This window comes from Ekhidna sp., from assembly GCF_965247405.1.
Taxonomy (GTDB): domain Bacteria; phylum Bacteroidota; class Bacteroidia; order Cytophagales; family Cyclobacteriaceae; genus Ekhidna.
Genome location: NZ_OZ252014.1, coordinates 3,136,850 through 3,155,235, shown reverse-complemented (window position 1 = coordinate 3,155,235; position 18,386 = coordinate 3,136,850). Strand labels below are relative to the sequence as shown.

The 18,386-nt window shown below is 39.1% G+C and carries 20 protein-coding genes; 10 read left to right on the top strand and 10 right to left on the bottom strand.

What is annotated here, in order from left to right; genetic code table 11:
• A complete protein-coding gene (locus ACP14Y_RS14595; protein ID WP_424963670.1) occupies positions 1-861 on the top strand; it encodes a hypothetical protein in 861 nt (286 codons plus the stop codon).
• Between the two features lie 95 nt (positions 862-956).
• The gene (locus tag ACP14Y_RS14590; protein WP_424963669.1) at positions 957-1,805 is read left to right on the top strand and encodes a hypothetical protein; all 849 of its coding nucleotides are present in this window, start codon (positions 957-959) and stop codon (positions 1,803-1,805) included.
• Positions 1,806-1,809: 4 nt separating this feature from the next.
• Here ACP14Y_RS14590 and ACP14Y_RS14585 read toward each other — a convergent pair whose 3' ends face one another.
• The 6 genes from ACP14Y_RS14585 to ACP14Y_RS14560 form a co-directional block, all read right to left on the bottom strand.
• Positions 1,810-2,496 (bottom strand): LytR/AlgR family response regulator transcription factor, encoded by a 687-nt coding sequence (locus ACP14Y_RS14585; protein WP_424963668.1) that lies wholly within the window; start codon positions 2,494-2,496, stop codon positions 1,810-1,812.
• Positions 2,493-3,509: a sensor histidine kinase gene (locus tag ACP14Y_RS14580; RefSeq protein WP_424963667.1), complete on the bottom strand. Its 1,017-nt coding sequence runs from the start codon at positions 3,507-3,509 to the stop codon at positions 2,493-2,495. Before ACP14Y_RS14580 ends, ACP14Y_RS14585 begins: the two co-directional genes overlap by 4 nt.
• Before the next feature lie 159 nt (positions 3,510-3,668).
• Positions 3,669-4,223, bottom strand: coding sequence for a hypothetical protein (locus ACP14Y_RS14575; RefSeq protein WP_424963666.1), 555 nt, complete (start codon positions 4,221-4,223; stop codon positions 3,669-3,671).
• A 130-nt stretch (positions 4,224-4,353) separates the two neighbouring features.
• Entirely contained in the window at positions 4,354-4,539 is a 186-nt protein-coding gene (locus ACP14Y_RS14570; protein WP_424963665.1) for a hypothetical protein, read from the bottom strand.
• 33 nt (positions 4,540-4,572) lie between these two features.
• Positions 4,573-5,544 carry a GlxA family transcriptional regulator gene (locus tag ACP14Y_RS14565; protein WP_424963664.1) on the bottom strand — a complete coding sequence of 324 codons (972 nt, stop codon included), beginning with the start codon at positions 5,542-5,544 and terminating at the stop codon, positions 4,573-4,575.
• Between the two features lie 208 nt (positions 5,545-5,752).
• Complete coding sequence (locus ACP14Y_RS14560; protein WP_424963663.1) at positions 5,753-6,043, bottom strand: endonuclease domain-containing protein; 291 nt, start codon at positions 6,041-6,043, stop codon at positions 5,753-5,755.
• 261 nt (positions 6,044-6,304) lie between these two features.
• Between ACP14Y_RS14560 and ACP14Y_RS14555 the strand changes: the two genes are divergently transcribed.
• The 5 genes from ACP14Y_RS14555 to ACP14Y_RS14535 are packed head-to-tail and all read left to right on the top strand — an operon-like array spanning position 6,305 to position 8,310.
• Entirely contained in the window at positions 6,305-6,706 is a 402-nt protein-coding gene (locus ACP14Y_RS14555) for a VOC family protein (protein ID WP_424963662.1), read from the top strand.
• A gap of 2 nt (positions 6,707-6,708) precedes the next feature.
• Complete coding sequence (locus ACP14Y_RS14550) at positions 6,709-7,098, top strand: VOC family protein (protein WP_424963661.1); 390 nt, start codon at positions 6,709-6,711, stop codon at positions 7,096-7,098.
• Between the two features lie 18 nt (positions 7,099-7,116).
• On the top strand, positions 7,117-7,524 hold the full coding sequence (locus ACP14Y_RS14545) for a VOC family protein (protein ID WP_424963660.1): 408 nt from the start codon (positions 7,117-7,119) through the stop codon (positions 7,522-7,524).
• Positions 7,525-7,553: 29 nt separating this feature from the next.
• Complete coding sequence (locus ACP14Y_RS14540; protein WP_424963659.1) at positions 7,554-7,928, top strand: DoxX family membrane protein; 375 nt, start codon at positions 7,554-7,556, stop codon at positions 7,926-7,928.
• Between the two features lie 4 nt (positions 7,929-7,932).
• Complete coding sequence (locus ACP14Y_RS14535; RefSeq protein WP_424963658.1) at positions 7,933-8,310, top strand: nuclear transport factor 2 family protein; 378 nt, start codon at positions 7,933-7,935, stop codon at positions 8,308-8,310.
• A gap of 62 nt (positions 8,311-8,372) precedes the next feature.
• Here ACP14Y_RS14535 and ACP14Y_RS14530 read toward each other — a convergent pair whose 3' ends face one another.
• From ACP14Y_RS14530 to ACP14Y_RS14515, 4 genes are read right to left on the bottom strand one after another with little or no spacing between them, the layout of a single operon-like run.
• The gene (locus tag ACP14Y_RS14530) at positions 8,373-9,014 is read right to left on the bottom strand and encodes a hypothetical protein (RefSeq protein WP_424963657.1); all 642 of its coding nucleotides are present in this window, start codon (positions 9,012-9,014) and stop codon (positions 8,373-8,375) included.
• 4 nt (positions 9,015-9,018) lie between these two features.
• Positions 9,019-9,639: a hypothetical protein gene (locus tag ACP14Y_RS14525; RefSeq protein WP_424963656.1), complete on the bottom strand. Its 621-nt coding sequence runs from the start codon at positions 9,637-9,639 to the stop codon at positions 9,019-9,021.
• A gap of 12 nt (positions 9,640-9,651) precedes the next feature.
• On the bottom strand, positions 9,652-10,398 hold the full coding sequence (locus tag ACP14Y_RS14520) for a hypothetical protein (RefSeq protein WP_424963655.1): 747 nt from the start codon (positions 10,396-10,398) through the stop codon (positions 9,652-9,654).
• Positions 10,399-10,414: 16 nt separating this feature from the next.
• Complete coding sequence (locus tag ACP14Y_RS14515) at positions 10,415-11,146, bottom strand: Crp/Fnr family transcriptional regulator (RefSeq protein ID WP_424963654.1); 732 nt, start codon at positions 11,144-11,146, stop codon at positions 10,415-10,417.
• 475 nt (positions 11,147-11,621) lie between these two features.
• Here ACP14Y_RS14515 and ACP14Y_RS14510 point away from each other — a divergent pair, with 475 nt between their 5' ends.
• The 3 genes from ACP14Y_RS14510 to ACP14Y_RS14500 are packed head-to-tail and all read left to right on the top strand — an operon-like array spanning position 11,622 to position 18,252.
• Complete coding sequence (locus tag ACP14Y_RS14510; protein ID WP_424963653.1) at positions 11,622-14,123, top strand: YbcC family protein; 2,502 nt, start codon at positions 11,622-11,624, stop codon at positions 14,121-14,123.
• Between the two features lie 8 nt (positions 14,124-14,131).
• Positions 14,132-15,994, top strand: a complete 1,863-nt coding sequence (locus ACP14Y_RS14505) for a proton-conducting transporter membrane subunit (RefSeq protein WP_424963652.1) — start codon at positions 14,132-14,134, stop codon at positions 15,992-15,994.
• Between the two features lie 20 nt (positions 15,995-16,014).
• Positions 16,015-18,252 (top strand): SulP family inorganic anion transporter, encoded by a 2,238-nt coding sequence (locus ACP14Y_RS14500; RefSeq protein WP_424963651.1) that lies wholly within the window; start codon positions 16,015-16,017, stop codon positions 18,250-18,252.
• The last annotated feature ends 134 nt before the right edge of the window (positions 18,253-18,386 follow it).

Below are 18,386 nucleotides of genomic sequence, written 5' to 3'. Positions count from 1 at the left end.
ATGGAAACACAAAATCTCATCTCAAGAAGAAAAGCATTGCAGCATTCAGCAATCGGAATTGTTGGACTCTCACTTCCTTTAACCGGTTTTTCTTCTCCAAAAATTAATAGAGCCACCCCCCTATCAGGTAAGCCATACCCAGCCTATCCTTCGCTGGAACCCGATTTAGTCAATGAAGTGGTTGGTAAATCACACTTTGATCTCGACACAGTAAAAAAGCTTGTTGAATATCGACCTGAATTAGCAAGAGCTACCTGGGAATGGCGGTTTGGGGACTTTGAATCGGCAATAGGAGCTGCTTCTCATGTGGGCAGACGAGACATCATTCAATATCTATTGAGCAAAGGTGCCACCCCCGATATATTCACCTTCGCTACTTTAGGCGCCTATGAAACCGTCAAAGGAATTATTCAATTAAGTCCTGGCATCCAGACCTCCTCTGGTCCACATGGTATTAGTCTCTTGAGTCATGCAAGAGCCAGTTTAAGAATGGAGGAAACCTTGACTTCTACTGAAAAAGAAAACTGCAAAAAATTGATTGGATATCTTGAAGAATTAGGAAATGCAGATGGGCCCAAATATAAGGATGTGTCAGAAGAGGATAAACCAAAATATCTTGGTGACTACAAATACGGTGAGGGAAAAGATGAAGGATTTACTATACAGCTCAATATGAGAAAAATGCTTTCTCTGGGTGCTATTGGCGAATTTGGTGGGGCACTTTATAAAGTCGGAGAGAATGAATTTACCTATAATGGAGCACCTTCCGTAAGAGTAACTTTTCAGCATGAAGGTGATCAAATAAAATCTTTGACTGTGAAAGAACCTGATAGAGAAATCATAGCTAAAAAAGTTTCATAAAAAAGTTGAGATGAATGATGGGAGATAAAAAGACAAAAGTTCTGTTGATAGTGTGGGCAAGTGTTTTTTGTTCCTGGGGCCAGGAATTTCCGCCTATGAGTGCTGTAGTGCCTCATATCGAACGGCACGGTAGCTTTTCGCCGGACAATCAAAAAATAGTCTTCTCTACCGGAAGCGGATTTGATCGTGATCTTAAAATAATTGATCTGATAACGAATGAGGTAGTCAACTTAACAGAAAATGATTTGGAGGATAGTCATCCCAGGTGGTCACCAAATGGCGAATGGATTGTCTTTCAAAGAGAAGACACTTTAGGAAACAGGGATTTATTCCTTGTGAAAAGTGATGGATCAGAAGAAAAAAACCTTACCAATACCCTCGAATACCGAGAGCAGCATCCCTCTTTTTCCTCAGATGGAAAAATGATCATTTTCGATAGCAATAGGGATCAGAAAGATTTGGAATCAGAGGAACACAATTATGAAATCTATTCTTTCGACATTGAAGAGAACAAAACAGAAAGGTTAACCAATTGGAAGCATTGGGATATGTATCCATCATTCAGTCCGGACAATTCCCATATTGTGTGGCGTAGAACTATTTTGATACCTGGCTCAGATGATAAAAACTTTGAGATTTTTGTGAAAAACATTGAAACCGGTAAAGAATGGAATATTACAAATAATCCAAGTTATGATTCGAATCCATACTGGAACCCACAATCAGACCAAATTGCGTTTACTTCATCCAGGAGTGGATCATTTAATATTTATTTGATTAAATCAGATGGTAGTGATTTAAGGATGATTACACAAGCAGAAGGGCGTAGTATTGGATTTAGTATTCCAACAATTTCATTCAACGGGAAATTGATTGTCGCTGATCGTTATACAAAAGATGTGGTGGATTTGGTAATTGTGGATATATCAGATGAAATCAAATGATGACTCAGGCTTGATACCTTGTCAATTCGTTAATTAGATGCTCTCTATAGCTTCCACCTATTGGAATAGATGTTTTTCCTACTTCTAAATCCTGACTGGTATAGGCAGATATTTTATTAATGTTTACAATATAAGAACGGTGGGCACGCATAAAATGATCAGGCAGAATCTCTTCAAGATGACTCATTTTTTGATAGGAAATCAAGGTCCTTTGATCACAGAATAGTCTAACATAATTACTCAGACCCTGAATATATAGTATCTCATTAAGATATATCTGCACCATCTTCATATCTACCTTCAGGTAGATATACGGTTCGTGGGTCATACGTTTGCCAGGTAGCACCAATACCCTATTTACAGCCTTCATAAATCGTTCGAGAGATATCGGCTTTAGTAAATAGTCTACTACGTTGAGTTCATGACCTTCCAATGCATACTCCCGATACGCTGTAGTTATAATCACCATGGGCGGATGCTCCAGATTTTTGACAAATGCAAGGCCGTTCATCTGAGGCATCTCTATATCCAGGAAAATTAAATCAATCGTTTCCCTGCTGAGGATATTGCTTGCCTCAATCGCGCTTGCACAGGTACCAACTACCTCAATTTGATCAATAGGCTCCAGGTAGCTTTCCAGGATTTCCCGGGCTATCGGTTCATCATCGACAATAATACATCTTAGCCTCATGATTGTTGGATGGTCAAATTCACAATGTACTCACCCTCCTCCTCCTTGCACGTTAGCATATGCTTACCTGGATATAGTAGGTCTAACCGTCTTTTCACATTTGATATCCCCAAACCACCAGTTTTTTCATTACCATCAGTTTTTTTGGGGATACTGTTTCGTATGCTAAAGATAAGTTCTTCCTGCACCTTTAAAGTAATTGATATCCACCCATCTTTCGATGATTTATTTACACCATGTTTAAAGCTGTTTTCCACAAATGGCAGAAAGATGAGTGGGGGGATAGTAACGCGCTCTATTTCTCCTTCCGTTTGCAAGTCTACCCTGAAACGGTTTTCATACCGAATCTGCTCTAAAGCGATGTACCGTTCTATCTGCTCTAGTTCCTTGACTAGTGGTACCTTTTCTTTATCTGCCTCATACAGCACATAGCTCATGAGCTCCGATAGTTTCATAACCACTTCAGGGGTTTTATCCGACTTTTTCATTGCCAGACCATATAAGTTGTTTAGTGTGTTGAAGAAGAAATGTGGATTGATCTGAGACCTGAGGTAACTTAATTCTGCCTTTAACTTTTCCCCCGCCAGTCGCTCTGCGCGGTGTTCAGAGTGCTGCCAACGTAGCAATACCTCAATTCCGATCAAAAAGATCATCGGCGAAGTGATAATCAAAGCAGATTGAACGAGCTTATAAGGTCTTGGAAACACCCCGGGATTCCAGTTTGGAAACAGAATATCATTTAAGTAGAAATGCATAAATGCACGATGCATGAAACTTGCAATTGCAACAAAGAATATTGTCTGCACCAAATACTTGCCCAGCTTTCGATCTTCCAGAAATCGAGGCAAAAGAAAAAAGTAATTGATGTATACAACTGCCAAACGAAAAGGTAAAAACCCTAGCTCCATGTAAAATGCAACAGCAAACTGATTGGAATAGCCTCCTTCTACAAATGTGAAAGCGGCCATATAAATCACCCAAAACAGCACATGTCCGGCAATTGTTTTCTTCATTAATCTAAGATAGCCATCTGTGCTGTTTTCGTGATTTGACTAAACACTTTTTGATCAGCGTTTTAAACGGGTTTGAATAAATAGTTGAATCACTGACACAACAAAATTTGATATTTGGATAAAAACACCTGCATCAATTTCAGGGTCAGCTCAACTCGATCATTGCGGTCTTTTGACATATCCGGAGGTACCAAGTTTAGTGTCTGAAAGTCCAAAGTATGCTTTCACCTCATCATAATTGGAGTAGTCCACTCCTCCTCGACCCCCGTATTGAGCAGGTACGACAACAACCCGTGCTATCCAATTGTCTGTATATGCAGCCCCAAGCGCATCAAAGTTTATGTTTCCATCCAGGAAAACACTTGCATCGTACTTGGTAAAGTCATAGTTGTATTCTAGTACACCGTCACTGAAATACATGGTTTGAGGAAGTGATCGCCAGATTTCTACTCCGTCTTCTGTTACCTCCCACAGAAAATAAACCAACATCACATCAGAGTCCAACATCACAAAATCATCTGGCAGTAATAACAGCTCACTGTAATCTGGAGCAGTGAAACTGAATTCGTATTCGAATACATAGCCTTCTTCTCCATCCACTCCATCTATTCCATCCCTCCCATCGTACCCTCTGGGACCTCTTGGCCCTTCATCAAAATAACAACTTGATAGTCCGATCAATGCAGTCAATAATAGTATTAGAAGTCCTCTCATGGCTGTTCATTTTAAGTTCAACATCTTAACCTTTTGATGGGGATAAAAGGAAAAATGATGCCAGAAATGAAAAGCATGAAGGATCGGAGAGTGTAAAAACCACCTATGAACAGTCCGAAATAGGCCTTTATTAACTCTTCTGAGAAGAAATGAGATGCTGCAATTTTTCCAGTTCAGCTTGTTTTTTGGTGAGTCTTTTCCTTTCGTCACCGAGAGGCTCTCCCTTAAAGTCATCTAGTTGAAGTGAAAGTTTATACATCAATTCCTCAAGGGCCTCCAGGAGAATGGGTTGGTACTTATTGTCTATTTTGATCATAATGTGACTGGGGTCTAATTATTTCCTAGTGGATTAAGCAACCATCTCCATTCGAGTGTATTTCTCTTTATAGGCAACAGGCGTCATTCCTGTTGTACGTTTAAATATTTCTCGGAATGCTTTGGTATCGCTGTATCCTACTTCAAACATGATTTGGGAAACAGTTTTGATACCCTTTTCAAGCTCGGTTTTAGCAGCTTCTATCCTTACACGCTGGATATACTCAAATATGGTATTGGTTGTCGAGTTTTTAAATCTGCGCTCAAATGTTCTCCTTCCAATACCTATCTCTTCACATAAACTTTTTACACTGATTTTTTCTTTAAAATGGGTCTCAATGTACTCCTGTGCTTTCAGCACCTCACCATCTTCGTGAGACTTTTGACCGGAAAACATGGCAAATGGTGACTGGCTGGTTCGATCTACATCAATCATGTAAGCTTTTGCCGCCGCGATTGCAACCTCACGTCCTGCATAGCGCTCAATCAGGTATATCAGCAAATTGGTAAATGCCAAGGCTCCTCCACTCGTGAAAATGCGATGAGATTCTGACACGATTCGCTCATCTTCTAATGTGACATCCGGAAATAGCTTACGAAAATCTTCTGCTGCGCCCCAGTGAGTAGAACACTTCTTCCCATTGAGAATACCCATGGCACCAAGAAAAAAAGATCCTACACACATACTTACCAGATCAGCGCCGTTTTGATACTGCTTTTCTACCCACGGCACCAGGTCGATGTTTTGTTCCATCAATTCACGAGGGTCTCCAAACATCGCTGGGATAATTACTACATCAGTACGATCAATATCCTTAATGTGGCAGTCCGTTTTGATTGTGTACAACCCACCAACCACATGAGCTTCTTTTGACAATCCTACAATTTTCAGGTCAAATAAAGGAGCGGGAGAATTATCATTTACCCATGCAAACAACTGGCGGGTAAGATCAAGATTTGTGATACTAAACTCCCCATTCGGAACGATTAGTGATATATGTTTCATTTTCTATTTGATTAAAATCTATTTTCTGTCTACTATCATAGCATTTCCAAATCTCCAAAATGTCGAACCACTCCAAGGAGGAAGCTTCTTTTACAGAGAAACCTCAACTCCTCTTCCCATCATCATTTGATCCCTGTGTTAAACTATTCCCCTCCTCGGAGGGGCTGGGGGTGGGTTCCATTTTGCTCTATCCACTCATAAACCGTATTCACACCCCCCCAATATTCGTTTTAACATCCAGATCGTCAAATCTCAAAAAATGAACACCAAGAGACTCCAGCCTTAGTTGTCTCTCTTCATCCTTTTCCGGATGATGTTTGTGATAATGAGTGCTTCCGTCCACTTCAATTGCCAACATTAAATCTTTGCAATAAAAATCGACTATAAATTCATCAATAGGTATTTGTCTACTAAATCGAAATCCTAGTTGATTGCCTTTGATTTCATTCCATAATAGCACCTCACCAAGCGTCATATCCTTTCTCAGTTTCTTTGCCAAGGGGACAAGTCTTTATTGTATGGAATGATTTTTCTCATCCTTATTATATGTCAATTAAACCCACCTCTAAATCTCCTCCAAGGAGGAGACTTCAGTAGCAGCACTAACCTCCTCTTCGGAGGAGCCAGAGTGGATTCATTTTCAAAAACTAAATTAACTAAACGTCCTGTCGGGATCAACCCCTCAGTTTGCCGTAATTACACTTCAAGAATAGCAATCTTTGTCCCTAGCTTTGGTTTATAGAAAATGAAAACGATCATTATGGAACAAGAATTATGGTTAAACCTACCCGTAAAGGATTTGGAAAAGAGTCGTGCATTCTTTACTTCACTTGGGTTTGAAACAACACGAGATTCCCCCGGAATGATTGGTTTTATCATCGGGAAAGTACCGGTGATGATGGTAGAAGAAGCTCAATTGCAACAATACACCCAGCACAAAGTCTCTGATACTTCGAAGGGAAGTGAGTTTCTAATCTCGGTAAGTGCACCAAATCGAGCTTATGTAGACGAGATCACCAAAAAAATCAAAGATGCAGGTGGCACTGTCTACTCAGAGCCACAGGAAATCCAGGGATGGATGTATGGCATGGCCTTGGCGGACCCGGACGGTCATCGATGGAACATCATTTATTTGGATTGGGAAAACATGCCAAAGAATTAATTATGAATCCTGTAGTACATTTTGAAATTCCGTATAAGAATCCCGAAAGAGCGGTCAATTTTTACAGCAAAGTCTTTGAGTGGAGTCATGAACAATTAGGGCCCGATATGGGCAACTACATATTGCTCACCACTGCTATATCTGATGCGAAACCCGGAGAGGCTGCCGGTGCTATCAACGGTGGGATGTTCCCGTTCAAAGATGACTGGCCAGCCCAGTACCCCTCCATTGTTATTGCTGTCAAGGACATCAATGAAACGATTTTGAAGATCAAAGAAAATGGAGGAGAAGTACTGGGTGACCCAATGCTAATTCCAGGAACTGGATTGTATGTATCCTTTCTGGATACAGAAGGATCCAGGCTTAGCGTTTTACAACCTGTCTCCAAATAGAATTAAGAATAATCAACTATGCCTAAACAACTATATGTGAACCTCCCGATCAAGGATCTTGAACGTTCAAAAACCTTTTTTGCCAAACTTGGATTCACCTTCAACGAGCAATTTTCCGATGAGACTTCCACCTCCATGATTGTAGACGAAGGAATCATCTTTATGCTATTGGAAAAAGAGCGGTTTCAATCGTTCATTCCACACAAAGAAGTAGCAGATAACTCCAAAGCATGTGGCGCTATCAATGCGATTCAGATGGGAAGCAAGGATGAAGTCAATGCAATCATTGAAAAAGCGTTGAATGCCGGAGGTACTGAATATAAAGAGGCTGAAGATCACGGTTTTATGTATGGCCGAAGCATTGAGGATCTGGATGGAAACTGCTGGGAGTTTTTCTGGATGGATCCCAGCCAGATGCCTTCTTAATTTTTTAAAAAACCAGTAATACAATCAAGATGAAAAATAAAATACTATTCGTACTCTGCCTGCTATCCGGACTGATGTTTATTAATGCAGGCCTCAATAAATTCTTCAACTATATTCCTGTGCCAGATGATCTGCCTGAAGAAGCAATGAGTATGTTTATGGCCATGACAGAGATTACCTGGTTGATGCCCCTACTTGCCACCTTCGAAATTGTTGGAGGCCTACTTTTCATAATTCCTCGTTTGCGAGCCCTTGGAGCCCTGATTCTAACACCGATTATGTTTGGAATACTCGCTCACCATTTCACCCTTGGGTTTGGTTTAGCTATACCTCTTGCAATGGCCGCCATCCTGGTATGGGCCATTATCGACAACTTAGGGAAGTACCTGACATTAATAAAATAGAACGATGACAAAAGTGACAATAAAAGCAGATTGCAATAACTCACCAAAAAAGGAATTTCTGAAAGATCTGAACGTGGCTTTTGCCACGGGTGATGCAAATTTCATTATCAAAAATGTGTCTGACGATATCCATTGGAATATATATGGAGATAAGGAAATCAAGGGCAAAGAGGCTTTTTCGAAAGAGATAAACATTATGAAAGATTACGTTGCTGATGAGGTAATTGTGCATTCCATTGTCACACATGGTGCTGAAGCAGCACTTGATGGTGAAATGATAATGGGTGGAAAATCCTACGCCTTTTGTGACATGTATCAATTCACCAGTGCAGGATCAAATACCATTAAAGCAATGAGATCTTATGTGATATCGATTAATTAAAAATTAAAAGCCAACCTACATCCTGTGACTGGCGTTGTAGGTCACTTTGTCTTTGAATTCATTCAATTTTCCTTTGATTCAATAATCTCGTCTATCTCTTTTATCATTTTATCCAACACCAAAGTATATTCTACCGGACTCACTGAATTGTTTTCGATGAGACTGTCGATCTCCTCAAAAACATTCTTTTCAATTGCTAGCTTTTTTTCGTTTTGATCCCAATAAGGCTGATGAAATAGCATCGCATTTTTGATATGTAGTTGAGCATATTTAAGAGCAACATTAGCTTGATCTATTTGATTAGTTTCTGCATACATTTCAGCAATTTCCAGTTCGGCATGAGCCAGATTATTCAACGCAAACTCAAATGCAGATCGTAGTTCATTACTGTCAACTGAGTCCCTCAGAATGCTTGAATGTACTTCTTCAAGCCTTTCTATTGCCCGCTCTAGTTTTGCATAGCTCTCATCATCCACATCACGCTCAATTTTCCAAATTGACTGTATAGCTCGCTCTAGGTTGAAAGCACTTGTTGAATGCCTATCTTCTTGCTCATAGTAATCTACATTACGCAGATACCTATCAGGCAATATTGCAGAATCATTTAATGTTGGACTGTCAGAAGTTTTGTTCTGACCTGTGAAGTAAATGATCATGAAAAGGGTAACTACCCCAATAATGATCCATGTAATTTGCTTTTTCATTTTATTAAAACTTTATGCTTAATTCTAGCTTTTGATTTCTTTTATCAATCTCACTTAGTAGACTTAAATACTCATAATCGGAGATCCTTTCCATTTTTAAAAGACTGTCCATTCGATTGATCAATGGCTTGGGCGAATCTTCAATCCGTTCAAAAAATATGTTATTGTTCAGTATGTGAGACTTAGCGAAATGAAGCGCCTTTTTTGCTTCACTGGTTTTTGAATTATTAGCATATTCTTGTGAAACCAAAATCTCAGCATAGGCCAGATTATTCATTGAATATTCAAAAACCTTCAACAAGACTCCTCTTTCTATAGAATGCTCAACCATTTTCTTATGAAGCTGCTCCAGGCTCGCGGCTACCTTCTCGGCCCGAATGGCAGCAACTCCATTCATATCTTTTTCAAGAATCCAAATAGCTTCAATCGCCTGCTCCATACTTTCCAAACTTTTATCAATTTCATTTCTCAAGTACTGTTCAATTGAATTAATTAGGTGCCTATCGGGTACCTCAGCATATTCATTAAGTGTGGGGTGATAGTTCTTCTTGTTATACTGATCAGCCAGATAAAGAGCTGAGAAAAACGCTATAAAACCTAGTGGTATGAGCAATAATTTTCTCATAGATAATATGATTTAGATCCTCTTTTTCATATCCTGCATAAGAATATCTAGTTCATTGGATATCTTACTTAGCCGCTTATCCATCTCATGAATTGAAATAGAATCTGATTTAATCAAGCTGTCTATTTCATTGAATACCTCTACTTCCAAATCAAAGTGTTTCGTTCGGTTAGAGTGGTTTGAATAGTCTAGCAGAAATGCATTTTTAACATGAATTTGCGCCTGTATTAAGCTAAGTTTAGCCAACTCATTTTGGTTGCTCTTCAAAGCAGATTCATATAATTTCACTTCAGCTTTCGCTAGTGCATTTAACGTAAAATCAAATGCTTCATAAACATCTTCACTATTCAAGGAATCTCCTAAAATCTCATTATCGATCTTCTCAAGTCTTTCTATTGCTTCTTCAAGAATTTTTCTTTCACTCAGATTGGGGTACTCTTCGTATGATTTTACAGACTTTATTATCTCCTCCAAATGAACGATACTCCTGTGGTGGAGAATTTTGAGTGTTGTGGAAGCATCTTCAGTAATACTAACTGTGTAATCCCATTCTTCAAGTTTATTGATCGATTCCAATGCCTTTTCCAGATGATAATTATTTCTTGCAAATCGATCCTGATACACTTTTAAAGTATACACATGCCCATTTGATTGTTTGCCAGTAAGAGGCTTAGTTGACGAATCTTTTTCTTGTGATACATACAATAATATCGCTATGACCATCAGTACCAAGATTCCAATAGTTCCATAATTTTTCATCTTCCTAAAATTTTATTCATTCGACCACATTTGCTTTTGACCTTTCCCTTTTCAGTATTGCAAAGAGCCTTTCGTAATCAGTGATTCTGATAGCCTTGGACTCAATACTTATCAATCCCTTTTCCTTAAATTCCTTTAGAGATCTCCCCAGACTCTCCCTTGTGGCACCAATAAGGTTGGCTAGATCAAACCTTGAAAGCCTGATACCACCTTTCAGATGATCATACTTCCTATATCGCTCTTCAACTATTAGGAGAAATAGTGCAAGTCGTACATTCTGAGTTTTTTGAGCAAGAATTCCTATTGTATTTGCAAGCACACCAAATTCGTGAGCCAAATTGCGTAAAAGGTTTTCCTTCAAAACCGGAATATTATCAAGAAGCTTTAAAAAATTTTCTTTGCTAATAAAATTGGCGCTAGTATCCTCAATAGCTTCACACGTATCCTGATAACGTTCGTTAGAAAGAAGCGCATGATAGCCCAGTAAATCTCCATTTGTATAAATGTAAAATATCTGTTCATTTCCACTCATTACTGTTTTAAACTTCTTTGTAAGCCCACTTTCTATCAAAAAAACACCCGTTGGTATTCCATCTTCGTAAAAGAGTTTACTTCCCTTCTTAAACTGAATAGGTTCAAATGATGACCGAATACGATTTACCTCTTCTTTCGAAAGCTCGCTGAAAAGAAAATCAGATTTAAAATCAAATTGATTTTTAAGGTATTTGATTGGTTCATTATTTTTCATACATACAAATGTAACATTTATTACATTTTTAATAGCTATTAATTGCTTTTCATATAACAATTAATTTATATTTGAATCCGAATCCTGATGAAAGGCTCATTATTACATATCATATCAATTATTTTACTATTAACGTTTTGCTTGTCGAGCCTTACGTATGATAGCTCCATTGGTGAAAAAGAAAGATATGAGATAGAGGATAGCTTTGAAGAGTTAAAAGAAGGTAAGCCCTTTCATAATATATTATTCGGACTATATGAGGCAGGCCATGAGGAAACTTACCTGATACTCAATGAATCGTCAACGTTTGGTAGTCGCAAAAGCGATTCGCGTTCACTACCATTCCAATCTCATGGCAAATACATTCTGTATTGCAATTTAAAGCTCTGTTGCTAGCGATAAACTGACCAGCTACTTCTCGCCATTGGTGGTCATCCACCAGTAATCATTGCTTAGATCAGTTTACAAAAAACTCATGTCGTCAACAAATATTTTTCAGGAAGAACAAATCCTGAAAGAACTCAAACATTACTTGCCAGCACAAGCACCACTTAAAGACTTTGTGCATCATAATACTTTACATGCCTTTCAGGGTCTCCCATTTGAGCAGGCTATAAGAAAGGCATCCAAAACTTTTGGGTACAAAACTTCATTGTCGCTTAGGGAGTATCGAAAGCTCTATAATGAAGGAAAGATTAATAAAGAGATTCTCGAAAATACTATTTTGAGAAGAAAAGGGCACGGCGAATTAAATGTCTGGAAGTCTCGACTCATTGAAATGGACTATGAAGAATTCAATGAAGGTAAGATAGGACATCTACGTACGCTTTGGAAAGAGCGTTTCAAACTTGACCTTAATACCATTGTTCACACCAATCTTTTTAGAATACTCAATAGCTATCTGGATCAAGGCATTGCAATAACCAAATTTCCAGTTAACAAAGAGAGTTTTCTTTCTTCAATCATCGAAATAGAGAAGAACAGTTTCATCTCTTTTTTCAAAACAAAGCGTGCGAGAGATCTACTGTTCGATCCACATACGTCACTAGAATGCTTATTAGAACTATTGCTAGGTGATGAAGCCTTATATAAACAATACTTATTTGATCAGCAGTTCGCCCATCCGGGATGGTCTGGGCTTATCAGCGTTATTGAAAGTCAACCTGGCTCACTTCTGGATGGCAGAAAGATCAGCTTGAAAGAAATGATCATACTGGAGTGCTTATTGGAAATTGATAATCTGGATAATGCACTGGGCAATAAATGGAAACCTCTTGCAGAAGTAGCAGAAAAGAAGCACCGATTAGACATCCTATGTGAAACAGAATGGAATGAATATGATGACCTAATAGTAATCTGGCAGGAAGCCTACGAATGGACCTATTATGATCAGGTCTTGGCTGGGGTTATGGTTGGTGAACGACTTAAGCCAAAAACAGAGATACCATCCTTTGAAGCATTCTTCTGTATCGATGACAGAGAGTGTTCCATCCGACGCTACATCGAACACTTTGATCCTGACTGTGCTACCTATGGTACACCCGGGCACTTTGCTATTGACATGTATTATCAACCAAAGAATGGTAAGTTCTACTCAAAAGTTTGCCCGCTTCCTATTACTCCAAAACACCTGATCAAGGAAGTTTCAACAGACCGAAATAATACTTCAGATCTGCATTTCAACAAATCTTCACATGGGCTTTTCAGGGGGTGGTTGATCAGTCAGACGCTGGGCTTTTGGTCTGCAATCAAATTGATGTTCAATATCTTCAGACCAAGTGTGAGTCCGGCTTCTTCCTATTCATTTTCTCATATGGATAGCTATTCTGCACTTACGGTAGAAAACAGGAGCAAGTACCACAAAAAAGACGGTTTACAGATTGGCTATACGGTTAAAGAAATGGCTGATCGTGTGGAAATGGTACTTCGCAGCACTGGTACCACAGAGCTATTTGCACCTCTGATATACATTATTGGACATGGGGCCAGCAGTGCAAACAACACCCACTATGCTGGATACGACTGTGGTGCCTGCTCTGGTAGACCTGGATCTGCGAATGCCAGAGCTTTCAGTTACATGGCCAATCATCAGGGAGTAAGGACCATACTTAGAAAAAGAGGGATTGATATTCCAGATACCACAGAGTTCATTGGTGGATTACACGATACGACACGAGATGAATTTAGATTTTTTGATGAAGAGCTATTGAGCGAAGAAAACGACGAGTCTCATAAAAAAAATATTCTGGTCTTTGAAAAAGCCCTTCGTGCGAACGCTAAAGAGCGATCGAGAAGATTTAATTCCATTGATACCAAACAGGTACCGAAGACCATACATAAAAAAGTAAAAGAGCGTTCGGTTTCACTGTTTGAACCACGACCTGAACTAAACCATGCTACTAATACCTTGTGCATCATCGGAAGAAAACATATTCATGATCACTTATTCCTTGATCGTAGGGCTTTTTTAAATAGCTACAATTATGAGTTGGATCCTGATGGAAAGTATCTAAGCAGTATCATCAATGCTGCTGCACCAGTATGTGGCGGCATCAATCTCGAGTATTATTTCTCCAGAGTCGACAATGAAAAATTGGGTGCCGGATCAAAATTGCCTCACAATGTTATGGGATTAATTGGCGTTGCAAATGGGTTTGAAGGTGATCTTAGACCAGGTCTTCCTATACAAATGGTGGAAATACATGATCCACTTCGGCTGATGATGGTCATTGAGCATGACCCAGAGGTGGTTTTGAAAACCATTCAAAATTCAGAAGCCACATACGAATGGTTTATTAATGAGTGGGTCATCCTATGTGTAGTAAACCCTTTAGACGGCAAAGTTTATCGATTCAAGGATGGCTCATTTGAATATTATGATCCTATAAGTAAAAATCTGGAAGCGGTGGTCATTGAATACCTCCATACGGCCATTGAATCTACGGATGGAAATCTACCTGTGTATTTATTGAAATGAGAGAAGTGATGATTAACATATTACCCATATTCCTGATTATCCCCTTTCTTGGACTTTTAGGAAGCTTACTGGTTCATAGAAGAAATGAGGCACTTCATTCACGGGTCGCTTTTGGAACTGCAGGAATTCAAAACATAACGTCCATAACTTTTACCCTCTATTGGGGTTTTTCAGGAGGGGAAGTGCTGAACATTAAAGAATTTGTAATCTATAGCGCACCTGAGTATGAGTTCTTCGTAGATTTTTATTTTGACAGGGTCACAGCTGTTTTCCTTGTCGTAGGATCTGTTCTAACCTTTTTAATTACGCTGTATAGCCGCTATTATTTACATAGAGAAGAGGGTTACAAGCGCTTTTTCAATACCATCTTATTTTTCTATCTGGGATATAATATTATTATTCTTTCAGGAAATTTTGAAACCCTATTCATCGGATGGGAAGTGCTTGGTTTGTCATCCTTTCTACTGATTGCCTTTTATCGAGATCGATATTTACCAGTACGAAATGCATATAAAGTATTTTCGGTTTATCGTCTCAGCGATATCGCAATGATCCTCGCTATGTGGATGAGTCATCACTTGTGGCACCACAATGTGACATTTCTGGAACTTAACAACTATGACCTTGTGGATGCGGAAGTGCACAGCCACTATGGAATGAGTCTGTTTATTTCAATAATGATATTGATCTCAGCTAGTGTAAAGTCTGCTCAGTTTCCTTTCTCATCCTGGCTCCCACGTGCAATGGAAGGACCAACTCCTTCAAGTGCAATTTTTTATAGTTCTCTTTCTGTACACATTGGTATATTCTTTTTGCTCAGGACATTTCCCTTCTGGGAACATCTGGATGTATTTCGATGGGTTGTAGGGATAGCTGGTTTTGGTACCAGTATAATAGCAACCTTCATCGGAAATGTACAATCAACAGTTAAATCACAGATCGCATACTCTTCCATTGCTCAGATTGGTTTAATATTTATTGAGGTTGCTTTAGGACTTGAAGTTGTTGCTCTAATTCATTTTTCGGGTAATGCTTTTTTAAGAACTTATCAATTGCTGGTATCTCCATCCACAGTTACATATCTGATTAGAGAACAGTTCTATACCTCATTACCTAAGGAAACAAAACGAACTGGATTCCTTAGAAAGCTATTCAATTCCATCTATGTGTTCAGTGTAAAAGAATGGAATTTGGATACCTACCAATTCAGGTTTTTATGGAATCCATTTAAAAAACTAGGGAAAACCTGCAACTTTCTAAATAGTAAGAGTACAGGTTTTATCCTTGGTCCGGCTTTTCTATTTGCCTGCTTTGTATTGATAGAAGGGAGCATGACCGAAGACACACTTCACCTATTCTCAAATGTACTGGCGATGATTGCTGTGTTGCATTCCCTCAGATCTTTTATCGAACGAAAGAGTCCCATTTACAGCTTTAGTTTGGTTGCCTTTAGTCATTTGTGGATTGCTTTAGCGGTTTCCTTTAATGAGCATTTTAGCTATTCTCATACCCTAATTTATTTATCCGGTGTAGCTGTATCCTTAGTCGTGGGTCTGGCTGTCCTGATTAAGCTTAGGAAATCAGAAAGTCATGTGGATCTAAATGGGTTTTATGGGCATGTATACGAGCACAAGTCCCTGGCATTTATATTCCTGCTGTCTTGCCTTGGCTTAGCTGGATTTCCGGTTACTCCTACCTTCCTGGGTGAAGATTTGATCTTCAGTCATATTCATGAAGATCAGATTTGGCTTACCCTTTTGGTAGCTCTTTCTGCCATTTTCAGTGGGCTATCCACTATTAGAATTTATATAAGGCTCTTCTTAGGCCCTCATACAAAAAGTTATCACCCAGTTGCTCACCGTTCATCTTAATTAATTGAATCAAAGAGATTATGAATACTTTATTAGATAAAAAACCACTTACCGGCCTTGCCGGATTAAAAGCTCATTGGAAAGACGATCTACTTTCCGGTTTTATGGTTTCGCTTATTGCATTACCTCTTTGTTTAGGTATTGCACTTGCATCAGGTGTACCACCTATGGCTGGTCTCACTGCGGCCATCGTTGGAGGTATGTTGATGTCTCGAATAACCGGGTCATATGTAACCATCAGTGGTCCTGCAGCAGGACTAATTGTGGTCACTTTAGCTGCAGTAGAGTCTATGGGTGCTGGAGACCCACTTGCCGGATACAAGTTTGCGCTGGCAGCAATTGTAGTGGCTGGTCTAATCCAGGTAGGTTTTGGGATGCTAAAAGTGGGCAAGCTAGGTGATTTTTTTCCAGCTGCAGCTGTACACGGAATGCTAGCTGCTATTGGGGTAATTATCATGATCAAGCAGCTTTTTGTGGCTTTGGGTACTAAAGCTGAAGGCGGTGGACATAGTCTCTTTCACACTATTTCTCAAATCCCGGAAGCATTTTCCAATATGAATCCTGAGATCGCACTGATAGCAATGGTGAGTTTATTCATATTGGTAGGTCATCCGAGGGTCAACTTTAAGCCCATAAAAATGATCCCTGCTCCTATGTGGGTCATCATTGTCACTATTCCCATATCTCACTTTTTTGATCTTTTCCATGAGCACCACTATAATCTGGTAGGCAATGATTATGTCATTGGTCCAAAATACTTAGTACATCTACCTGACAGTATCGTAGATGGAATCGTTTTTCCTGATTTCGGAATGATCGGAACCGGGGCTTTTTGGATTGCTGTGGTAAGTATTGCGTTGGTTTCCAGTATTGAGTCTCTATTGAGTGCTTCTGCAGTAGACACCCTTGACCCGTATAAAAGGAAATCTAATCTCAATAGAGATATGGCATCAATGGGAGGTGGTTCAGCCATCTCTGGGTTTGTTGGGGGTTTGCCCATGATATCTGAGATAGTACGTAGTTCAGCAAACATCACCAATGGAGCCAAAACACAATGGGCTAATTTCTTCCATGGTGCTTTTTTGCTCATCTTCCTATTGTTTGGAAAACCAATCATAGAACAGATTCCGCTAGCCGCCTTAGCTGCAATGCTTATTCATGTAGGGTTCAAATTAGCAGCCCCTGCAGAGTTTAAGCATGTGTGGGAGATTGGAAAAGAACAATTACTCATTTTCGTTACTACACTTTTGATGGTGCTTGCTACAGATTTGATTATAGGTATCGCGGCTGGTATTTTAATGAAACTGATCCTGCATCTTTTTCATGGGGCTCCACTGAGATACCTGTTTCGCACCAAGTTGAACTATGTTGATAATGAAGAAAATGAAGATGTTGGTACCATTCAATTACATCATTCAGCTATTTTTTCGAACTATTTATCATTAAAAAAAGAAATAGAAAATCACTACGATAAGGGGCATCTCATTCTGGATTTCAAAAATGTCAATTTAATAGATCATACTTTTCGTACCCACTTACATGAGCTCAAAGATGAGTGGGAAAAAGAAGGGAAAAAACTAGAACTTAAGAATAAAGAACACCTCATCGCTGTATCAGATCATCCATTGGCAGCTAAAGTTGCCGGGAATAATACAGTTGGATACGGGGAGAAATTAAATAGTCATCAAATAGAGCTTCTTGATATTTCGAAATCCAATCGATGGGATTTTGAACCAGGAAAAACCATGTCCTTTGAAGATTTCAGAGACTTTAGCTTTAGCCGTTCCGGCAGGATCAGCTATGCTCAAAATCTTATTTCCGGATCATTCGAAAACTACAGATTCATTTTTGCAGAGGTGGTTTACGACACAGACCTGAGAACTAAAGCTGCAACTGACTTACTACCGGCATTGATAATAAAGCCAGAGCAAAGCAATGCTTCATGGCCAGTATTCACGATGGAGAAAGAGGGATTCTTTGAAAAAGTTACTAATATGGCCAATAGCAAGGATATTGACTTTGATGATCACCCGGTGTTTTCAGATAAGTTTCTCCTGAAAGGGCCAAATGAAGATGAAGTGAGAAAATTTTTCAAGCCCGTAGTACTACAATTCATTGAATCAAACCCAATTTATCACCTGGAAAGCAACGGCCCTAAATTGATCATCTATCGTTTTGACAAGAAGAAAAAAGAAAAAGAAGTAGCTGAATTGATACGGTTTGGAAAACGACTGGTAATGACCATCGATAAATATTAAAGGCATCCCTTTGGGTTAGGTTGATAGGTTGCCGGATCATCTCTATAATTAAAACCAAACGTTTTAATGAGATTGATCCGGTTTGCCTTTTCTAGTTTAATCTTTAATTCTACTAGAATTATTATCTACTTTGA